Genomic DNA, 20,415 nt, shown 5'->3' on the forward strand with positions numbered 1-20,415 from the left:
TTGTCATGAAGTCGATTCGCACGATTCTGTTGGTTGCCCTGCTGCAGGCAGTGGCCGTGTCCCCGGCATTCGCCGCGGACGAATTCGCTCAGATCAAGTCGTCTGGTGTGTTCAAGGTGGGCACCGAGGGCACGTACCCACCGTTCACTTACCACGACGAATCGGGCAAGCTGACCGGCTTCGACGTCGAGATCGCGACCGACATCGCGAAACGTATCGGCGTGAAGCCAGAGTTCGTCGAGGGTAAGTGGGACGGTCTGATTGCAGGCCTCGACGTCAATCGCTACGACGCGGTGATCAACGAGGTGGCCGTCACCGACGCGCGCAAGGTCAAATACGATTTCTCCACGCCATATATCGCTTCCCATGCCGCGCTGATCGTGCGCACGGACAACACGACGATCAAGACCTTCGACGATCTGAAGGGCAAGAAGTCCGCGAACACGTTGACCAGCAATTTCGGCAAAATCGCTAAGGACCATGGCGCGGAAGTCATAGCCGTGCAAGGCTTTAACGAATCGATCGATCTGCTGACTTCGGGCCGGGTCGATGCGACCGTCAACGATTCGTTGTCGTTCCTCGACTTCAAGAAACACAAGCCGGATGCACAGGTCAGGATCGCCGCGATCGACAATTCCGCCGACAGCGACAAGTCGGCGGTCCTCGTGCGCAAAGGCAACCCGCAACTGGTGGCGGCGATCGACAAGGCGCTCGCGGATCTCAAGGCGGACGGCACCTACGGGAAGATCTCGCAGAAGTATTTCGGCAAAGACCTGTCGCAGTAAGCGCCGGGCGGATCTGACTCATGCCGGCATGGTTGCATCTGATGGCGCAGTCGCTGGGGCCGCTGTTGTATGCGGGGCTCGTGTTCACTGTGCCGCTCACGCTTGCGTCGTTCGGTGTCGGACTGACGCTGGCATTGGCCGCCGCGCTGGTGCGGCTGTTTGGTCCGCGCTGGGCGGTGGCGGTCGTACGCTTCTACGTGTGGCTGATTCGAGGCTCGCCTCTGCTGGTGCAACTGTTCGTGATTTTTTACGGTTTGCCCAATGTGGGCATCGTACTCGACCCGTTGACCGCGGCCACGATCGGCTTCTCGCTCAATGTAGGCGCATACAACTCGGAAGTGATTCGCGGCGTCATCGAGTCGATTCCGAAAGGGCAGTGGGAAGCGGCTTATTCGATGGGGATGACGCGCGCGGAGGCACTGCGCCGCGTGATTCTGCCGCAGGCTGCGCGGGTCGCATTGCCGCCGCTATCCAACTCGTTCATCTCGCTCGTCAAGGACACTTCGCTCGCGGCCGTGCTGACCGTGCCCGAGGTATTTCAGGCTGCGCAACGTATCGCGTCGGTGACGTATGAACCGCTGATTCTCTATACGCAAGCCGCGCTGGTCTATCTGCTGTTCAGTTCCGTATTGTCGTCGGTGCAGGTCAGGCTCGAGCAGCGATTTGGCCGCCATGCCTTGTTCGAAGCAGGCAACGCATGATCAAGCTGCAAAAAATCGACAAGTCCTTCGGCGCACAGCGGGTATTGAGTTCGGTGGATTTGACGCTCGCCCCCGGCAACGTGACCGCGTTGATCGGCCCTTCGGGCAGCGGTAAAAGCACGCTATTGCGCTGCGTGAACCTGCTTGAAATTCCCGATAGCGGTGTCCTCGAACTCGGCGATCAGCGCCTCGAATTCCGCCCGGACCAGAAACCCGCGCGCGATCAGTTGCTCGCTATCCGGCGCCGTACCGGCATGGTGTTCCAGAACTTCCAGTTGTTCCCGTATCTGACGGTGATCCAGAACGTGATGGAAGGGCTGCTTACCGTGCAGAAGTGGGACAAGGAACGGGCGCGGGAACGGGCGCGCGCACTGCTGACGAAGGTCGGTATCGCGCACAAGGCGGATGTGTGGCCCGCCACGTTGTCGGGCGGACAGCAGCAGCGCGTCGCGATTGCACGAGCGCTGGCGCCGTCGCCCGAGGTGTTGCTGTGCGACGAGCCGACCTCGGCGCTCGACCCTGGGCTGGCCGTCGAAGTGATCGAGGTGCTCAAGCAACTCGCCAGCGAGGGGATGACGATGTTGATGGCAACCCACGACCTGCGTCTTGCGGCATTGATTGCTCGTGACGTGGTGTTTCTGAACAACGGCGTCGTGGTGGAGGCGGGCCCGTCGCGCGATATTTTTACGCGGCCCCGCGAGCAGGAGACGGCACGTTTCGTGTCGACGTTGACCTTGAGTGTGCCGGACAGCTGCGGCGATTGAAGTCGATATCCGGTTGGGCGACGGCGCCGGATGCTCCTTCGCGCAGGAGTGCGTGCACCAACCGCCGTTAGTACCGGTACCGCTTCGCGACTGGACAGCGAAGTTCAGGCGGCGCGATTCGCATCGGACACTTCGATCAGACGGCCAGTGCGTACGTCGTAAATGTAGCCATAGATCGGAATGCCAGCCGGCACGAGCGGATGTGCCGCGATACGCCGTACGTCGTCGATGACGCTTTGTCTGGCATCGCTAATCGTGTGCCACTTGATATAGCGGCCCTCGGTCGAGCCCGGGCCATGACCGCTATCGTGCCAGCCGCTGGCGTCGATGTTCGCGGTCTCCAGGCTCTGCTCGAGCAGACCGGCAATGACATCGTCCGTGAACAGCTCCATGCCGCAGTCCGTGTGATGGATCACGAACCACTCGCGGGTCCCAAGCAGCTTGTAGGAGATCACCAGCGAGCGGATGGCGTCCTCGCTTGCACGGCCACCCGCGTTGCGAATCACGTGCGCGTCGCCCTCGGCGAGGCCCGCGTATCGGGCGGGATCGAGGCGGGCGTCCATGCAGGTCAGAATGGCGAAGCGCCGCGCGGACGGCAACGCAAGCGATCCTTTTTCGCCGAACGTTGCGGCGTACCGTTCGTTAGCCTCCAGCACTTCGTTCAGGACAGACATGATCAGGTATCCACGATGTTGGGGAACCGCAATCACGGTAATTCAGATACCGCCCGAAAGAACGCGGGGCTATAGAAGCAATTGCCATATGCATAGATTGCACGCTGCGCATCCCTGCGCGCGCGCGAATCGAATCACGCAGCCCAGCCGAGCAAGCGCGGCGCAGCAGCATTAAACTGGCGCGACCCTGTTCGCGATGGAGATCGGTTCATGTCACGTCAGCTTCGCCTCGGCGCCTTCATGCGTCCCACGACGATTCACACCGGTGCATGGCGCCATCCGGGCGCCTATCCCGATGCCAACTTCAATTTCGGGCATCTGAAGCGTTTTGCGCAGACGCTCGAGCGCGGCCGTTTCGACGCGTTCTTCATGGCCGACCACCTCGCGGTGCTCAATATGCCGCTCGACGCCCTCAGGCACAGCCACACGGTCACCTCGTTCGAGCCGCTTACGTTGCTCCCCGCACTCGCGGCGGTCACCGAGCGGCTGGGTCTCGTCGCCACCGCGTCCACGACCTTCGACGCGCCGTATCACGTGGCCAGGCGGTTCGCCTCGCTCGACCATATCAGCGGCGGCCGCGCCGGTTGGAATCTCGTGACGACGTCGAATCCGGACGCGGCGCTCAATTTCGGCCTCGACGAGCACGTCGAACACGACGAGCGGTATCGGCGCGCCCGCGAGTTCTTCGACGTGGTCACGGGTCTGTGGGATAGCTGGGCCGATGACGCTTTTATCCGCGATACGGCGAGCGGAACATACTTCGACCCGCAGAAGCTGCATGTGCTGAACTACAAAAGCGCGAACTTCTCGGTGCGCGGTCCTTTGAATATCGCCCGCCCGATTCAGGGCTGGCCCGTGATCGTTCAGGCGGGTTCATCGGAAGCGGGACGGCAGATTGCCGCGGAAACCGCTGAAGTCGTGTTCACCGCGCAAACCACGCTGGCCGACGGAAAGCGCTTCTACGCCGATGTAAAAAGCCGCATGGAGAAACACGGCCGATCGCGCGATCACATGAAGATATTGCCGGCGGCCTTCGTCGTCGTGGGCGATACGCTCGAAGAGGCGCGCGAAACGCGCGAGCGGCTCGATACCTTCGTTCACTATGAAAGCGGCATCGCTTCGTTATCGATTGCGTTGGGACACGATGTATCCGGTCTTGATCCAGACGGACCGCTGCCGGAAATTCCTGAGACCAACGCCAGCCGTACCGCGCGGCAACGAGTCGTGGAATGGGCGCAGCGGGATGGATTGACGATCCGCCAACTCGCGCAGCGCATCGGCGGATACTCCGGGCTGGAGATGGTCGGCACGGCTCAAACGATCGCGGACCAGATGGAGCAGTGGCTGCAGGAAGAGGGCTCGGACGGGTTCAACGTGATGTTCTCGCATCTTCCGGCCGGTCTCGACGATTTCGTCGATAAAGTCATTCCCGAGTTGCAGAAGCGGGAACTGTTCCGGCGCGAGTACGAAGGAAAGACGCTGCGCGAGAATCTTGGGTTGCCAAGGCCTGAGAACCGGTTTTTTCCCGCGTGACGCAGGCGCTGCCGGAGCAAGCGGAGGGCTCGCGCGCGGCCCGCCGCATTCTGGTCCGCGTTTGGTCCTCGTTTGCTCCGCGCGAAGCCGTCCGCCGCTACTTGGCCGCCAGTGAGGGCTTGCTGCCGAGCAGCGCCCACTGCCCATTCTCGACGACGAGGTTGACGCTCTTCACACCGATCACGCGTCGCGTGGCCGGATCGAACGTCGCTTTGCCGAAGACGACGCTCGGCGCGTCATGCAGCTTCGGCAGCGCATCACGCACGCCGCGGCGATCGAGCCCGCCTGTGCGCAACGCGTAAGCGGCAATGATCGTGGCGTCGTAGGCGAACGCATTGAAGGCGTCGGGCTCGTGATGGTACTTCGCTTCGAAGTCGCGAACGAAACGCTGGACTTCGGGGCTGTGGTCGCCGGGGAAAAAGCTCGTGTTGGTGGTCACGCCGTTCACCGCGTCGCCGCCGAGTTCCATGAATTTCGGCGAGTACACCGAACTCGCTGCCACGATCGGTAGGGTGATGCCGCCCGTGCGCGCCTGACGAACGATCTGCGCGCCGTCCGAGTAGTACGAAATCAGCACGAGCGCGTCGGGCTTCGTATCGCGCACACGCAGCAGCGTCGCCCGAAAATCCTTGTCGGTGGGCTGATAGCCTTCGGCCGCGATGACCTGCGCGCCGCGCGCCGCTGCCGCTCTCTCGAAGACGTCCTTGCTGGCGCGGCCCCAGTCGGTGTTCTGGAACAGCACGGCGATCCGCCTGAAGCCCTGCTTGACGGCCAGATCCGCGAGCAGCGGTTGCGCGTCCGCTTGGCTGACCGACGGGCTCCAGATGAAGTCGCCGCCCTTCGTGAAGTCGGGATGCGAGTTGGTAAAGCCTAGCTGGACGAGACCCGCGCGCTGATAGATCGGCGAGGCCGCCATCGAAGCTGGGCTCGAGAAATCGCCGAGTTCGATCAGGATGCGCTTGTCGTCCACGAACTTCTGCGCGATGGCGACCGACTGGCGCGGATCGCTCTGACTGTCTTCGAACACATACTGCAACGGATGGCCGTTGATACCCCCGTCGCTGTTGATTTGGTCGAGCGCGAGGTCGAAGCCGGCTTTCCATTGCGCGCCGTATTGCGCATTCGGACCGGTCAGCGGACCGCTGACGCCGAAGAAAACCGGCTCGCCGCTGGCGGGCGCCGCGAACGAAACGGCGGGAGAGGAGAGAGCGAATACAGCGCCGGCGAGTGCGAAGAGTCGGCGGTACAGCGCGGAAGAACGCGTGGTGGACATGACGGATTCCATCAAAACGGATTGGACTGCAAGTCTCTAATGCATCCCATCGCGCGGCAACCAAGCGATTGTCATATCCATTCGCTGGCAGCCGCGCTGCGTGGTCGAAGCGGCACTGACATCGATCAGTCGGGAAACACCGGTTCGCCCAACGTCAGCATCAAACGGTTGGCCCACGCAAAGATCGCAATCACGTGGCTCAGATCGAGAATCTGCGCATCGTCGAGCCCGGCGCGGCGAAGCGCGTCGAGGGATTCCGCTTTGACCGCTTGCGGATACAGCGTGAGATCGATCGCATATCGCACGATCGCGCGCTCGCGTTCCGTCGTGCCCGCGGTGTCGGGTGCGGCGAAGATCTGCTGGATCACGTCGTCGCGCTTCGCGAGTTGCTGGAAACGCTGCGCATGCACCGATGCGCAGTACACGCATCCGTTGACCCGCGAGACGACCGTGCTCGCGAGCTCGCGCTCCGCGCGCGACAACCCGCCTGGCGCATACATGATGCTATTGAATGCGCCCGATCGTTGCCGCAGGATTTCGGCCTCGTGCACCAGCAACAGGTAGTAGTCGGACGTCTTCGCTTGCGGGTGGCTCGCTTCGAGTACCGCGGTCTGCTCGGGCGAAGCCTGTTCGAGCGGCACCGTATCGAGCCATGCGGACCAGCCGAGTGTCTGCGTCGTAAAGCCGTGATTCGAACTCATGCTCGTGCCTCCAATGCCCGCAACACGGCGACGACCCGCACCTGGTATGTGACGAACGCGACGAGCTGCGAGAGCGCGACGATCGCGCGTGTCGTGAGGCCAGCCGCCCGTAGCGTCGCGAGTGCCGGCTTGGCGGTTGCGGCGGGACGCAGCGTCAGGGCTTCGGTATGAAGCAGGATCGCGGTGAGCCGCTCGTCCCTAGATGCAATCGGCGCGATCGGAACGGCTCGATGCTCGGCGATTGCATCGAGCAGCGAGTTCGTTGCCGCCGTCCCCGCGTCAGTGGCGGCTGCCAGTGCCAGCAGACGCCCGCGATACGCGAGCGCAGTCTGCTCCGCGTTCGACAACAAGGCCGCGTACCAGGCAGCATGGAGCCGCTCGCGAACCGTTAGATCGGCGACATCGTTCGAGAACAGCGCGTCGTGGCTGCCCTGCGTATAGCGTGTCGCGTCGCCGCGAAACGCGCGCAGCGCGGCGGTCGCGCCGTCGGGCGCCAGTCCCGCGAGTTGCGCGACGAAGTCGTCGGCCACGGTGGCCGGGAGGGAATCGGCGGATGAAGACATCAGGTCAGGGTCCATTAAAAGGCAGCGGTGTCGATGGGCAGCGTGCCGGCAGCGGCATCGGCGTCGGCCCATTCGTCTCCCGCGAGTTCCGCGGTGTCGAAAGCTTGCAGTGCGGCGTAGTGCGTATCGCGGTCGGCGTTGAACAGCATCGCGGCGATCGCGCGCGCGAGCCGCTGGGCGCCGTCGCTGATCGCTGGAATGTCGCCGGCGACCTTACCGTGCGTCAGACTTGCCGCGTGATTGAAGCAGTGGATGCGCGCCAGCGCCGGACAGGTCCCGGGAACGCGCTCCTGGAACGCGAAGTTGCGATCGAGGTCCGGCGAGCTGGCGAGCTCTTCGTTGGGCAACTCGGCCGCCGGTGTAAAGCGGTCGCGCCAGCGGCGCACGTGCGGCGCGATCGGCGCGAACTCGTCTCGCGTGTCGATTTCCGAGTGAAAGCCGGTCGCGAAGATCAGATAGTCGACGGTGTATTGTCCCCGGGGCGTGTCGAGGACGATCGTGTCGCCTTCGTGGCGCAGGCGCCTCAGCGGGCTCGCCAGGTGCAAGTGAGCCTGGGCGTGGGCGGCGACCCGCAGCACGCTGTCGCGCGGCGGTGGTGTCTGCGTGTGCGCGGAATAGTGCAGGAAGCGCCACTTCCAGGCGTCGGGCAGACTCGCGAAGCCATGAACGAGGCCAGGACTGCCGATGCCGGTCAGCTTGTTGATGCGCGGGAGCGCCGCGCGACGCACGAACAGGTCGACTCGTCCAGCCCCCGCCTCGAGAGCGCTAGCGGCGTTATCGAACGCGCTTGCGCTTGCGCCGATCACGCCGACACGTTTGCCGCGCAACGCGGCAAAGTCGATCGGATCCGACGAGTGTGCGCGCAGATGACGCGGAACGTCGCGGGCAACCTCGGGAACGTACGGGCCGCCGAGGCCCTCACGGCCGGTTGCTAGCACGACATGGCGAGCTAGCACGGTTTCGCGCTGTGCTGCGCCGCTGTCGTTGGCCGGGCCATGCAACAGCGCAAGCTCGATCAGACCATCGCTGCGCGTGCGCAATTTCTCGACGCGCGTGTCATTGCGTACCGGCAGATCGAGCACGCGCCGATACCAGCGCAGATAGTCCATCCATTGCGCACGCGGAATCTTGTAGAGCGCGCTCCATTGCTCGCGGCCGAACTGGGCTTCGTACCAGGCGCGGAACGTTAATGCGGGCAAGCGCAGCGCGGGTCCGGTCAGTTGTTTGGGAGAGCGCAGTGTCTGCATCCGGGCGTAGGTGACCCACGGGCCTTCCTCGCCGGCCGGCGCCTGATCGAAGAGCCGCTGATTGTCGATGCCGAGGAGGCGCAATTCGGCGCTCGCCGCGAGCCCAGCCATGCCCGCTCCGATGATGGCGACATCGAGCACCCGCTGTCCGTTGGACGTCTGCGCCGGTACCCACGAAGGCGCGGGAAGCTCGAGCCAGGCGAGGTCCTCGCGAAGCCGCGCTTCGAGCGCGGCCAGTCCGATGGTGGCGTGAGGAGGAGGCGTTGCGCTCATGCCGAGGCTCCGATGTCGTGGTGAGCATAAGAGGGGGAATCGGCAGAGCTATCGGTCCGATCGTGAGCAATCAGCGCGCCATGATGTGACGCCGCGTGACGCACGGCCCCAGGTAGAAGCGTATGCGACACCTCCGCGAGAATGTCGATCATCGCATTCACGTCGCCACCGCGCGGCCGGCTGGACAGTGTCACGACGCCATATAGGAACGGAATGGGCACATCGAGCGGTCTCACTTCGACGTCCGCGAGGCGCATGCCGAACGCGGTCACCGGATCGACGATGGCGACGCCGAGTTGTTGTTGCGCAGCCATCATCGCGTTCAGCGAAGCGTTCGTTTCGAGCACCACGTGAAGCGCGACACCGGCCTCGTCGAACGCACGATCGATGCGGCTGCGCAGACGATAACGGTTCGCCAGCGTAGCGACTGGCTGGCCCTCGAGGCGCGCGAGCGGCAGCACCGCCTCCTGCGCGAGCGGGTCGTGCCGATGCAGCACCGCGACGCACGGCGCTTCGATGATGTAGTGCACGTCGAGCGCCGCATGATCGAGCGGAAGCGTCGCGATACCGATGTCGGCGGAACGTGACAGCAACGCCTCGACGACCTGCTCGGCGGACGCGCTGCGCAGTTGCGTGTCGACGCGTGCGCTTCCTTGCGCGAGCTTCGCGAGCGCGCGCGGCGCCAGTGCCGCGGCGAGCGCGGGCGTCGCGACCACGCGTAATGGCATGGCCTCGTCGCGGCCGATCGCGCGCGCGCTGGCCTCGATCGCCGAGAGACCGATCAACGAGCGCTCGACTTCGCCATAAAGCCGGAACGCGCGGCTCGTCGGTGTGACGCGGGGGCCTTTGCGTTCGAACAGCGCATAGCCGATCTCCTGTTCGAGATCCTGGATCGTTCTCGTGACGCCCGGTTGCGAGCGCCCGAGCAATCGCGCGGCACCGGTCATGCTGCCCGTCGACATGACCGCCGAGAACGCTTCGAGTTGATGCAGCTCCATGCGATGCCTCATCCATGTGATGGGTGCATTTTAGGAGCCATTGAATGCGCAATTCTTATAATAAATTCCGCTATGCAATTGACAAAAGCGACGGTGCGCGGCTGCGTGCGCGCTCTGCGTCGGTCGAGTCGCAATGATCTCGAAACGCGCAAAAGCGCTTGAAATAAGGGGGTTTCTGAGTAGATGAGTCTGTCGCACGCGCTCTCGAACAGTGCCTCAGCATTCGTCTTCACAAGCTTTTTGGATGTACTGGAATAAGCTTAGGCACGTATCTTCGTTGGCCCGCGTCCGCGCGGATGGTTACATGGCCTCACTCTATTCGATAGCGTGAGACCTGTATGTCGATTCTGTGGAACAACAAGCGCAGTGCGGCCCGCACGCTGCTTCAACTGGCCGGCGCGCTGGCGATTGCAACCGGCGCCATGATGCCCGCGGCGCGCGCGGCCGATCCGTACTGGGTCGGCGTGACCGGACCGCTCAGCGGCCAGGATGCGCAATACGGCGAGCAATGGAAGCGTGGCTTCGATCTCGCGCTCGAACAGATCAACGGCAATGGCGGGATCGACGGCCATCCGCTCAGCTATGACTTCGAGGACAGCCGTAGCGATCCGCGTCAGGCCGTCGCGATCGCACAGAAGTTCGCCGACGACAAACGCATCCTGCTGGAATTGGGAGATCTGTCGAGCGGTGCCTCGATGGCCGCGTCGCCGGTGTACCAGCGCGCGGGTCTCGTGCAGTTCGGTTTCACGAACTCGCATCCTGACTTCACGAAGGGCGGCGACTATATGTGGAGCACGGCGATCAGCCAGGCCGAAGAACAGCCTTTGCTCGCGCACTACGTGACAAAGGGACTTGGCTTCAGGAAGATCGCCGTGCTTTACCTGAACACGGACTGGGGCCGTACCAGCAAGGAGATCTTCGCGAAAGCCGCTACAGCCGACGGCGCACAGGTCGTCGCGGCCGAAGCGTATCAACCGAACGAGAAGGACTTCCGCGCGACGCTCACGCGCGTGCGCAGCGAAGAACCCGATTCGATCGTGCTGATCTCCTACTATTCCGACGGCGCCCAGATCGTTCGCCAGGCGCGAGCCGCCGGTGTGCGCACGCCGATCGCGGCGGTCGGCTCCGTCTATTCGCCGAAATTCCTCGATCTCGGCGGGCCCGCGGTGAACGGCGTCTACACCGAATCGAACTTCTTCCCCGGCGACCCGCGACCTGAGGTGCAAAGCTTCGTGCAGCGCTATCGCGCCAAATATGGCTCCGATCCGGACACCTTCGCCGCCCGCGCGTACGACGCCATGATTCTGGCCAGCGAAGTGATCCGTCGCTACGGCGCGGATCGCGCGGCCGTGCATGACGGCTTCGCGAAAATCAACGACGTGCCGAGCGTGATTTTCGGCAAGTTCAAGTTCGATCCGCAGACGCGCCGCGTCGCAGGCGCAAAGAATCTCGATCTCGTGGTGAAGGACGGCAAGTTCGCGCTATGGGACGGCGCGAGCGCCGTGCACGCGCTATGACTGCCTGGTTCGACTACACGATCAACGGACTGATCGTCGGCAATATCTATGCGCTGCTCGCGGTCGGCCTCGCGCTGATCTTTGGCGTATCGCATCTGATCAATTTCGCTCACGGCTCCGTGTATATGGTCGGCGGCTTCATCGGCTGGCTGTGTCTGACGCGGCTCGGCCTGCCGCTGCCCGTGGCGCTCCTGGCGACTGTCGCGGGCTGCGCGCTGCTCGGCATCCTGATCGAGCGGATCGGCCTGCGGCCGCTGCAGGGCGCGGCCCGGATCGCGCCGCTGCTCGCCACCATCGGCATCAGTTTCGTGCTCGACCAGCTCGCGCAGATCGTGTTCGGACCCGACCCGCGTCCGGTGCCGAGTACGCTGCCGGAGTGGGCGCTGTCGATTGGCGGAGCCACGATTGGCTCGCTCGATCTGCTGATCGCGGTCATTGGCATCGGCGCGGCGGGCGTGCTTTACGTGTTCCTGCGCTTCACGCGACTCGGCTGGGCAGTACGCGCGACCGCCCAGGATCGCGATGCCGCGCAGCAGATGGGTGTCAATGTGAATGCCGTGAATCAGGCCGTGTTCGCGATTGCCTGCGGACTCGGCGGTCTGAGCGGCTTGCTGGTCGGCATGTACTACAACAGCATCGATCCGGCGATGGGCTTTCAGGCGACGTTGAAGGGCGTCGTCGCCTTGCTGATCGGCGGTCTGGGCAACGTGCCGGGCGCGATCGCCGGCAGCCTGCTGCTCGGTCTCGTCGAGAGCTACGGGGTGGCGCTGCTCGGTACCAGCTATCGCGACCTGTTCGCGTTCGTGCTGTTGCTGCTGTTTCTCGTGTGGCGGCCCAATGGACTCTTCAGCGCGAGCCGCCGGTTGCCGCCCGAGCCGCTGACCGGCACTTTCCTGTCGAATCGCCGCGCGCTGCGGATTCCGCGCCGCACGATTGCGGCGGTGGTGGCCCTTGCGTTCGTGCTGCCGCTCGTCGTTCCATCCTCCTACGTGCTGCAGACGCTGACCAATGGCTGGATCTATGGGCTGCTCGCACTGAGCCTGACGCTCGTCGCGGGCACGGTCGGGCAGATTTCGCTGGGCCATGCGGCACTGCTGCTGATCGGCGCTTACGCGTCGGCGCTGCTGTCGATCAATCTGGGCTGGTCGCCGGCGCTGACGATTCCGCTTGCCGGCCTCATCACCGCGGCGGTCGGCACGGTGCTGGTCTATCCGTCGTTCAGGCTGCGTGGACACTATGTGTCGATTGCGACGCTCGGGATCGGTGAAATCATCGGCCTCGTGGTGCTGAACTGGGACAGCCTCACGCGTGGGCCCGTCGGCATTACGGGCATTGCCCCGCTGTCGCTGTTCGGCTGGCAGTTGACGGGCGTGCGCGCCGTCTACTGGTTCACGCTCGCGGTGCTCGTGCTGCTCGCACTGCTGCAGGTGCGGCTCCTGCACTCGCACCTGGGCCGCACCTGGCGCGCGATCCGCGAGGATGACGTGGCGGCGCGCGCCTATGGCATCCGGCCCAACCGCTACAAGGCAATCGCCTTTGCCTGCGGCGGCCTCGCGGCCGGTATCGGCGGAGGCATCGCGGCGCATCTGTACAGCTACATCAACTATCAGACCTTCGACTCGCAAGTGTCGATTCTCGCGCTGACGATGGTGATTCTCGGCGGTCTCGGCAGCGTGATCGGCGCGGTGGCCGGTGCGCTCGCGCTGATCAGCCTGCCCGAGCTGTTCCGTTTTGCCGCCGACTACCGGATGCTGATCTACGGCGTGATATTGCTGCTGCTGGTGCGCTTCCGGCCACAAGGCCTGTTCGGATCGGTATGACGGAGACGACCATGACATCTTCTTTGCCACGCACCACTGACATCCTGTTCGACGTGCGGCGCGTCACGCGCCGTTTCGGTGGTCTGGTGGCCGTCGACGAGGTGAATTTGTCGGTTGCGCGCGGCGAATGCGTGAGCGTGATCGGTCCGAACGGCGCCGGCAAGTCGACGCTGTTCAATCTGCTGACCGGCATCGATACGCCCGATTCAGGCCAGGTGAAGTTCGCCGGCGAAGACGTGACCGGCATGGCGCCCGAGCAGCTTGCCGCGCGCGGCGTCGCGCGCACGTTCCAGCATGGACGGGTGTTCGGTAACCTGAGCGTGCTCGACAACGTGCTGATCGGCGCGCATGCGCGGCTCGAGATGACGCGCCGCGGCTGGCCCGTGGTCGGAGCGTTCGCGGAAGTACTACGTGCGCTGGTCGGCCCCACACCGGTACGCCGCGAAGACGCCGCGCTGCGCGACGAAGTGACAGCGCTGCTGGCGCGCTTCGGTACGCGGCTCTCGCCGCGTCTCGACCAGCCGGCGCACAGCCTGTCCTATGCGAACCGTCGACGCGTCGAAATTGCGCGCGCGCTCGCGCTGCGTCCGCGGATTCTTCTGCTCGACGAGCCGACCGCCGGCATGAACGAGTCCGAAACCGCCGAAATGCTCGAACTGATTCTCGAACTGAAGCGCGAGGGGCTCACCATCCTGTTGATCGAACACAAGCTCGACCTCGTGATGCAGCTTTCCGATCGCGTGCTCGTGCTCGAAGACGGCCGCAAGATCGCGTCGGGGCTGCCGACCGAGGTGCGCGACGATCCCGCCGTGATCGAGGCCTACCTTGGACATCGTCAGGTCGGCGCGGCGAGTGGCCGCAATGAAACGGCGGTCGCATGAATAGGTCCAGTCTTCATCTGGTTGCGCCGAACCCATCACCCTCTGCACAAACCGCCATGACCGAGCCGTTGCTGAAACTTGACCAGATCGACACGTTCTATGGGCAGATCCAGGTGCACTTCGGCGTGAGTCTCGGCATTGGCCGCGGCGAGATCGTAAGCCTGCTGGGCGGCAATGCGAGCGGCAAATCGACGGCGATGAAGGTGATTCTTGGCCTGCACAAACCGCGAGCCGGCACGATCAGCTTCGACGGTAAGCCGTTGAACGGCCTGCCGACCTCGCAGATCGTGCGGCGCGGCATCGCTTCGGTGCCGGAAGCACGGCGTCTTTTCGGCGACATGACGGTGCGCGAAAACCTGCTGATGGGCGCTTTCACACGCAACGATCGCGCAGGTATCAGCGACGACTACGAACGCATGCTCGAGCTTTTCCCTCGCGTGAAAGAGCGGCTGACCCAACGGGCCGGCACGCTTTCCGGCGGTGAACAGCAGATGCTTGCGATGGCGCGCGCCTTGATGAGCCGACCCGCGCTGGTCTGCATGGACGAGCCGACGATGGGCCTGTCGCCGCTTTACGTCGACAAGGTGCTCGAACTGATCCAGACGATCAACCAGCAGGGCCTCTCCTTTTTCATGGTCGAGCAGAATGCGAGCCTCGCGCTGCAGATCGCGCATCGCGGTTACGTGCTGCAGACGGGACGTGTGGTGTTGTCCGGCACAGCGGGCGAATTGCTCGGCGACCAGCGGATTCGTGACGCTTATCTCGGCGGATCGCTGGCGGCTCAGACCGCGTCGTGAGCGGCGCTGTGTCGCTTCTCTCGTCGTCGGCCGCGCGACGTTATTGAGCGTGGCGGGTCGAGTTGCCCGGTATCAGTTCGATGGTGGCGCCATGTGCGAGTGCGCGCTCGAGGCGGCGCGCGGTGCTATCCGCGAACGTCTCCAGTGCGACCGCGAAAACGCCTTCGCTTCGCGAGGCCAGGTGTCGTCGAAGGTCCGCTGCAAGGCCTTCGGGCTCGCGAGAATGGCCAGTGGGACTGGCGAGCGTGAGCGTCGTCGTGCCGAGCGACAGGATAGCCAATGCGATGTCATAACCGGGTAGCGGCGCACGCCGTACGTCGGGTTCTCCGAGCAGCGCGCGATATCGTGCGAGGCTGGCATTCAGGTCATTCACGGCGAGCGTAATGTTCGCGACACCGCGCGCGCCGTTTGCGTGATGGCGCACATCGCCTTCGGCGACGCGCAGGCGGCGCGGCGTCAGGTCGCCGCACAGGAAGGGCAGGTCCGCGCTCGATGGTTTGCCGATCTGCCATTCGAGGCGCTCGCCATCGGGACGCACGCGTCCGCCTGCGATGGGGCCGTCGTAGGAGAGCCCTCGTTCCTGAGCGGCGGCGATGGTGCTGGCAACCGATTGCGGCAGCAGCGCGAAATCAACGAAACCATCGCCTACGCGATCGCTAGCGTCCCACCAGCGATGCTCCGGTGCCTCGCGCAGAAAGGCGATCAATTCGACGTAGCTGCCATCCACGAAACCGATCAGCGCGTTATGCGTGGCGCCGTCGGCGTGCGTGCCGCCGCGTTGTACGGTAAAACCAAGCGTAGTGAAATCGGCGATAGTCTGTTCGAGATCCTGTACGCGGATCACGAGATGGTCGAGTGAAAGAGACATGACGGACGAACTCCGCAGTAGGGTCGCCAGCGAGTATGCGAAGCCTGCCGCCAAAACGCTAGTAATGGATTGTCGATTGCATAGCGCGGAAGGTGGATAGGCTCGCCTTGAACCGCGCAATCCCGATCCGTCGCCGGATCGGGATTTGTTGACTTAGAACGTATGCTTGATCCCGGCCGACACGACGACCTGCTTGTTCGTCGTGGACGGAGTGATATATCCGATGGCCGCGACCGCCGGACGTTCGAGCGAATCGGTGCCGCTCGCGTGCTGGAATGCGCCGGTCACATAAAGATCAGTCGCTTTCGAAAGCGAATAGGCGGCGCCGAGATTGACCTGTTCGTACTTTGCGCCTTCCTTGCCATTCACGCTGCCGCCTGCCGTATAGTCGAACGAGGTACCGAAGCGCAGGAAGGGCGTGGCCTGATAACGCAGGCTCGCGCTTACTGTGCTCAGTACCGCGGTGCCGCTATATTGCAACGCATTGAGCGCGGCGTTGGTGCCCAGACCGCGGAACTGCGTATTCGAATACGACACGCCAAAAATTGCGCCGCCCGCCGTATAAGTAGCCGCGACGGACACTGTCTGCCGAGAACGATAAGCAACCCGAATCACTGAAACAAACAATGAAATGCGATATGGATTTCGCTTATTTCTTTCGAATAATGGTCAACCCATCAATAAATCAGCGATAGCACCATTCACCGACGATAGATTTGCGATCCTTATTGGATCGATATCGCAAGACCGTGTGAATGCGTCGCGGCGGCCGCTTTCACAGCAAATGAATTCGTGATGTCGGGGTGAATTGGTAAGGAAGTCCGGTGTCGCGCGACGACTCTTGTGTCGTGCCTTTGCAACGCCGTCTTGCAAAATGCGGAACGAGGGCGGCTTCGCGCGCCGCCGTTGCCGTTTTCGAAAAGAGCTTATTGGCCGTCGAAATAAGCAGGCAGCCGGAAGCCGTCGTAAAAGTGGTTGCTGCGAATCGCACGCTGAAAATCGGCTGACTGGTAGGCCTGCACGATATCCTGCGTCGCCTTGCCATTGCGGTTGGCGGCCTTCACGACCACCTGGTTGATATACGGCGGCGTCATCTGTTCGAGGGCAAGCGCCTCAGTCAGCTTGTGGCCGCTGAAGATTGCGAAATTTCCCTGTATCGCTGCGTAATCGACATCGTCGAGCGCGCGCGGCGCCTGCGCCGATTCGAGCGGTACGAGCTTGATGCCGGCCGGATTGGCGATCACATCCTGCTCGGTCACGTCCACCGGATTCGGGTTCTGTTTGATCCTGATCCAGCCGACGCGCTGAAGAATTTTCAACGCGCGTTCCAGGTTGACAGGATCGTTCGGCACCGCGACTCGCGCGCCGGGCTTCACGTCCGCGAGCGAATGGTGGCGCGTCGAGTAGAGTCCCATTGGCGGCGTCGGAACCTGCACTACGCCGACCAGATCGGTGCCGTTGCGGTCGTTATACGACTTCAGATAGACCTCATGCTGCATCACGTCGGCGACGATCTCGCCTCGGTAGACGGCCTGGTTCGCCTCGAGTCCGGTACTGAACTCAACGTATTTGATCGAGTAGCCTTTCTTGCGCAGTTGCGGCTCGACGCCCTGCCTGAATTCGTCCGCGTAAGGTCCCGGGACGAAGCCGATGCGCAGTTCCTGTGGTGCGGGGTTATCGGTTGCGTGGACGGTAGCGGCGGCAAAACCGGCAAGCGTGGCCGCCAGCAGGGCAGCGCTCGCAAGACGCCGCCTGACGGCGAACGAAACAGCGGTGTTTCGGGTCATGATCCTGTTACTGAAAAGATAGTTGAAAAACCGCCGCGCCATGGGACGGGCTACGCTTCATATCCGGGCGGCACGAAAAAGCCGCCATACGCCTGTTCGAGCAGATGCGCGAAAGCGATCGGTGTACGGTCCTCGAGCCATGGGCCAACTGCTTGCGCACTGACGGGCAAGCCGTCGTCGTCGAGACCGAGCGGAAAACTGGTGGCCGGCAATCCCGGCAGCACCGGCAGGCCCGCCCAATGAAAGAAGTCGAGGAAGCGCACGTCGCGCACGCCGTTGTCGAAGGCGACCGGATAGGTGCGCTCGTCTTTGGGCTCCTCGTGGTTGTGACGGAACGCGGCGACCGGGGCGACCGGCGTGACGACCACATCGAATGCTTTGAAAAGCCGTTCCCACTGATGACGCAACGCATGGCGTTGCTCGTCGGCTTTGAGCCAGTCGCGGTGCGCGAGGTGTGGCGCCCGTAGCCAAGCGGCGTTGGCGCTCTCGTCATCGGGGGCGAGCGCGGCGAGGCGTTGTCGGGCCGCCTCGCTCGGCACATGCGGCTCGGCGAGCGACGACCCGAGCAGCGTCCGGTACAGCGCATGCGCACGCACGAGATCGGGCAGCAGGCCCTGCGGCAGATCGGCCGGGCTGCTGACCTGTGCACCTTGCGTGCGCAACCGCTCGACCACGCGCTCGATCACGAGACGCTCCGACACACTGCGTTCGGTGCCCGGCCATGTGTCGACCACCAGCACGCGGAAGTCGGCGAGCCGTGCGTGGCGCGCGGGTGGCAACGCGGCGCGCCACGCTTTGGCCGTCAGCGGATCGCGGTTGAGAAGCAGATCCAGTGCGAGTTCGAGATCAGCCGCGCTGCGCGCGAGCGGACCCGCCACGCTGAGATCGCGGGCGGACGCGCGGCCTCTCGGCACGCCGCTGCCGACCAGCGACACGAGGCCGTAGCTCGGCTTATGTCCAAAAACGCCCGTGAAGTGCGCGGGAATGCGGATCGAGCCGCCGATATCCGAGCCAATCTCGAGGGCGACATAGCCGGCCGCGAGCGCCACCGCGGAGCCACCCGACGAGCCCCCGGGCGTCCGTTCCAGATCCCACGGATTGCGCGTCAGCCCGTAGACTTCGTTATAGCTTTGCAGGTCCGCGAGACCGAGCGGCACGTTGCTCTTGCCGATGATCACCGCGCCTGCCTCACGCAACGCGGCGACAGCGAGCGAATCGCGTTCGGCGCGATTGTCCGCGAAAGCCGGATTGCCGACGCTGGTGGCGAGCCCGGCAACATCGAACGATTCCTTCACCGTGATCGGCACGCCAAGCAGCGGCCGTCGCTCGCCACGCGCAAGCGCCGCATCGGCTTCGCGGGCGGCGGCCCGTGCCGCTTCGAAGTCGCGCGCGACCACGGCGTTCAACACGTCATCGAAGCGCGCGATGCGAGCGAGGCTGTGTTCCAGCAGATCGACCGCTGAAACGCGGCCCTCGGCCAGGGCGTGGGCCTGTTGCTTCGCGCTCGCGAACGTCAGTGCATTCAGTAGCGCGGACTTCGGGTCGTCCAGTTCCAGTGTGCTCATTTTTCAGGGGCCCTCGTCAGAGTGTCAGGTTTTCGGTTCGATCCAGGTGTCGGAGAAATCGCCGGCGGTCAGGTCGATGCTGTTGTTCAGGTTGTGCACGCGTGCGTGATACACCTGCAATGCCGAGGGCACCGTAACGAGCGGAAGCACCGGCAGGTCGCGGCCGACGATCTGCTGGACTTGCCGGAACGCGGCCGCGCGGCGCGTCTCGTCGGATTCGGTCGCGGCCGCGCGAAATAGCTCGTCCACTCGCGGGTTCTGATAGTGCGACGCGTTGATCCAGATCAGCGGATGCCGGACGCCGTCCGACCAGTAGATGCGCTGCACGCCGACGGTCGGGTCGTACAACCGGCCAAGGCCATTCAGGTTCAAATCGAATTCGCGTGCCGTGTACGCGCGGCGCAGATAGGTCGGTAGATCGCCGTCGAGAATCGTCGCTTTGATGCCGATGCGCGACAACGCCGCGCGCAGATATTCCGCCGCGCGCCGGAAATCCGCGCCGCTGATGTAATTGATCTTCAGCGCGAAGCGTTGGCCGTCAGCCTGCTTCGGATAACCCGCCGCGTCGAGCTGATGGTTCGCGGCGTCGATGTCGAAGGGATAGTGGAACGTGCTGTCGTCGTAGTAGCTCGACAATACGGCTGGCACCGGCGAGTCGACCACGCTCGAGCGGCGGTAGAACACGTTGTCCTTGATGAAGTTCCGATCGATTGCATGCGCGATTGCCTTGCGAACCTCAGGCTTCGCGAGCACCGGATTCTCGAGGTTGAATTCGAGGAATGCCGCGTTGTTCAGATACGCGTCGTAGCTGTCGTCGATTTTCAGGTACGGCAGTTTCGCGAGGCGCCCGAGATCGGCCAGGCCGACATTGGTTGCGGCGTCGACTTCGCCGGTTTCCAGCGCCGTGGAGATGGACGCCTGGTCGGGCACGATCCGATAGATCACACGGTCGAGATGCGGTGCGCCCGCGCGCCAGTAGTTCGGATTTCTGCGCAAGCTGATGTGACTGCCTCGCACCCACTGATCGAACACGAACGGACCGGTGCCGATCGGCGCGCTCAGATTGGGACTCGTGAGCGGATCGCCGTCGCCATAACGGTGCTGCGGCACAATCGGCAATTCCGCGGACGACAAAGCCTTGATCAGATACGGTGTCGGTTTGCCGAGTACGACCACGGCCGTCAGCGGGTCGGGCGTGTCGACGCGTTCGACATTGGCGAGCGTGATACGTCCGCGCGGGCCGAGACGTTTTTGGGTGAGGATCGAGTAACGCACGTCGGCGGATGTGAAGCTCTCCCCGTCATGCCACTTCACGCCGGGCCGCAGCCTGAACCTATATTGCAGACCGTCGTCACTCGTGCTCCACGCGATGGCGAGCAAGGGCTGCGGCCTGAACTGCGCGTCATAACGCAATAGTCCCTCGGTGATTTTGGCGCTGATGTTGCGGATCACCGTGTTTGTGTCGAGCAGCGACACCAGCGACGGCGGCTCTTGTTGCACCGCGAAGGTCAGCGTGCCGCCCTGTATGGGCGTGGGATCGGCTCCGGCCAAAGCGCCCGCCGAAGCGGCGGCGCTGGTCGCGTGCGCGAGACGTCCCGAGGAGCCCAGCGCGCCGGCGGATAGAAGCGCCAGTGAACCCTGGATGAAATGCCGACGATCAAAGCGCAT

At 63.7% G+C, this 20,415-nt stretch carries 19 protein-coding genes; 8 read left to right on the forward strand and 11 right to left on the reverse strand.

The genetic code is table 11. The features are described 5' to 3' along the window. The first annotated feature begins 5 nt into the window (after nucleotides 1-5). Genes AB3X96_RS33330 through AB3X96_RS33340 form a run of 3 tightly spaced genes read left to right on the forward strand, consistent with a single transcriptional unit; the run spans nucleotide 6 to nucleotide 2,250 of the window. Nucleotides 6-785, forward strand: coding sequence for an amino acid ABC transporter substrate-binding protein (locus tag AB3X96_RS33330; RefSeq protein ID WP_368593000.1), 780 nt, complete (start codon nucleotides 6-8; stop codon nucleotides 783-785). A gap of 20 nt (nucleotides 786-805) precedes the next feature. Then, nucleotides 806-1,486 (forward strand): ABC transporter permease subunit, encoded by a 681-nt coding sequence (locus AB3X96_RS33335; RefSeq protein ID WP_008920877.1) that lies wholly within the window; start codon nucleotides 806-808, stop codon nucleotides 1,484-1,486. Continuing rightward, nucleotides 1,483-2,250 carry an amino acid ABC transporter ATP-binding protein gene (locus tag AB3X96_RS33340; protein WP_368593001.1) on the forward strand — a complete coding sequence of 256 codons (768 nt, stop codon included), beginning with the start codon at nucleotides 1,483-1,485 and terminating at the stop codon, nucleotides 2,248-2,250. The genes AB3X96_RS33335 and AB3X96_RS33340 overlap by 4 nt, the downstream gene beginning before the upstream one ends. 104 nt (nucleotides 2,251-2,354) lie before the next feature. Here AB3X96_RS33340 and AB3X96_RS33345 read toward each other — a convergent pair whose 3' ends face one another. Next, nucleotides 2,355-2,924, reverse strand: coding sequence for a beta-class carbonic anhydrase (locus tag AB3X96_RS33345; protein ID WP_368593002.1), 570 nt, complete (start codon nucleotides 2,922-2,924; stop codon nucleotides 2,355-2,357). A gap of 210 nt (nucleotides 2,925-3,134) precedes the next feature. Here AB3X96_RS33345 and AB3X96_RS33350 point away from each other — a divergent pair, with 210 nt between their 5' ends. Continuing rightward, nucleotides 3,135-4,457, forward strand: coding sequence for an LLM class flavin-dependent oxidoreductase (locus tag AB3X96_RS33350; protein ID WP_368593003.1), 1,323 nt, complete (start codon nucleotides 3,135-3,137; stop codon nucleotides 4,455-4,457). A 97-nt stretch (nucleotides 4,458-4,554) separates the two neighbouring features. Here AB3X96_RS33350 and AB3X96_RS33355 read toward each other — a convergent pair whose 3' ends face one another. From AB3X96_RS33355 to AB3X96_RS33375, 5 genes are all read right to left on the reverse strand, one after another. After that, nucleotides 4,555-5,730, reverse strand: coding sequence for an ABC transporter substrate-binding protein (locus AB3X96_RS33355; RefSeq protein WP_368593004.1), 1,176 nt, complete (start codon nucleotides 5,728-5,730; stop codon nucleotides 4,555-4,557). A 125-nt stretch (nucleotides 5,731-5,855) separates the two neighbouring features. Continuing rightward, a complete protein-coding gene (locus tag AB3X96_RS33360) occupies nucleotides 5,856-6,431 on the reverse strand; it encodes a peroxidase-related enzyme (protein WP_368593005.1) in 576 nt (191 codons plus the stop codon). After that, the gene (locus AB3X96_RS33365) at nucleotides 6,428-6,994 is read right to left on the reverse strand and encodes a CMD domain-containing protein (RefSeq protein ID WP_368593006.1); all 567 of its coding nucleotides are present in this window, start codon (nucleotides 6,992-6,994) and stop codon (nucleotides 6,428-6,430) included. Before AB3X96_RS33365 ends, AB3X96_RS33360 begins: the two co-directional genes overlap by 4 nt. Nucleotides 6,995-7,008: 14 nt before the next feature. Then, nucleotides 7,009-8,514: an NAD(P)-binding domain-containing protein gene (locus AB3X96_RS33370; protein ID WP_368593007.1), complete on the reverse strand. Its 1,506-nt coding sequence runs from the start codon at nucleotides 8,512-8,514 to the stop codon at nucleotides 7,009-7,011. Further along, nucleotides 8,511-9,512, reverse strand: a complete 1,002-nt coding sequence (locus AB3X96_RS33375; protein ID WP_368593008.1) for a LysR substrate-binding domain-containing protein — start codon at nucleotides 9,510-9,512, stop codon at nucleotides 8,511-8,513. Before AB3X96_RS33375 ends, AB3X96_RS33370 begins: the two co-directional genes overlap by 4 nt. Nucleotides 9,513-9,850: 338 nt before the next feature. On the opposite strand from AB3X96_RS33375, the gene AB3X96_RS33380 reads away from it, so the two are divergent. Genes AB3X96_RS33380 through AB3X96_RS33395 form a run of 4 tightly spaced genes read left to right on the forward strand, consistent with a single transcriptional unit; the run spans nucleotide 9,851 to nucleotide 14,527 of the window. Continuing rightward, nucleotides 9,851-11,029, forward strand: coding sequence for an ABC transporter substrate-binding protein (locus tag AB3X96_RS33380; RefSeq protein WP_368593009.1), 1,179 nt, complete (start codon nucleotides 9,851-9,853; stop codon nucleotides 11,027-11,029). After that, nucleotides 11,026-12,849, forward strand: a complete 1,824-nt coding sequence (locus AB3X96_RS33385; protein ID WP_368593010.1) for an ABC transporter permease — start codon at nucleotides 11,026-11,028, stop codon at nucleotides 12,847-12,849. The genes AB3X96_RS33380 and AB3X96_RS33385 overlap by 4 nt, the downstream gene beginning before the upstream one ends. Before the next feature lie 11 nt (nucleotides 12,850-12,860). Next, nucleotides 12,861-13,730 (forward strand): ABC transporter ATP-binding protein, encoded by an 870-nt coding sequence (locus tag AB3X96_RS33390; RefSeq protein ID WP_368593011.1) that lies wholly within the window; start codon nucleotides 12,861-12,863, stop codon nucleotides 13,728-13,730. Then, a complete protein-coding gene (locus tag AB3X96_RS33395; RefSeq protein WP_368593012.1) occupies nucleotides 13,727-14,527 on the forward strand; it encodes an ABC transporter ATP-binding protein in 801 nt (266 codons plus the stop codon). The genes AB3X96_RS33390 and AB3X96_RS33395 overlap by 4 nt, the downstream gene beginning before the upstream one ends. 40 nt (nucleotides 14,528-14,567) lie before the next feature. On the opposite strand, the gene AB3X96_RS33400 is transcribed toward AB3X96_RS33395, so the two are convergent. The 5 genes from AB3X96_RS33400 to AB3X96_RS33420 all read right to left on the reverse strand — a co-directional run bounded on the left by AB3X96_RS33400 (nucleotide 14,568) and on the right by AB3X96_RS33420 (nucleotide 20,415). Next, nucleotides 14,568-15,395, reverse strand: coding sequence for a VOC family protein (locus tag AB3X96_RS33400; RefSeq protein ID WP_368593013.1), 828 nt, complete (start codon nucleotides 15,393-15,395; stop codon nucleotides 14,568-14,570). Nucleotides 15,396-15,548: 153 nt separating this feature from the next. Further along, entirely contained in the window at nucleotides 15,549-16,010 is a 462-nt protein-coding gene (locus AB3X96_RS33405; RefSeq protein ID WP_368593014.1) for a porin, read from the reverse strand. Between the two features lie 311 nt (nucleotides 16,011-16,321). Continuing rightward, nucleotides 16,322-17,182 carry a MetQ/NlpA family ABC transporter substrate-binding protein gene (locus AB3X96_RS33410; RefSeq protein ID WP_368593015.1) on the reverse strand — a complete coding sequence of 287 codons (861 nt, stop codon included), beginning with the start codon at nucleotides 17,180-17,182 and terminating at the stop codon, nucleotides 16,322-16,324. A gap of 50 nt (nucleotides 17,183-17,232) precedes the next feature. Next, nucleotides 17,233-18,747, reverse strand: coding sequence for an amidase (locus tag AB3X96_RS33415; RefSeq protein ID WP_368593016.1), 1,515 nt, complete (start codon nucleotides 18,745-18,747; stop codon nucleotides 17,233-17,235). A 24-nt stretch (nucleotides 18,748-18,771) separates the two neighbouring features. Continuing rightward, nucleotides 18,772-20,415: an ABC transporter substrate-binding protein gene (locus AB3X96_RS33420; protein WP_368593017.1), complete on the reverse strand. Its 1,644-nt coding sequence runs from the start codon at nucleotides 20,413-20,415 to the stop codon at nucleotides 18,772-18,774.

It is taken from the genome of Paraburkholderia sp. BR13439 (assembly GCF_040948805.1).
Lineage (GTDB): Bacteria > Pseudomonadota > Gammaproteobacteria > Burkholderiales > Burkholderiaceae > Paraburkholderia > Paraburkholderia youngii.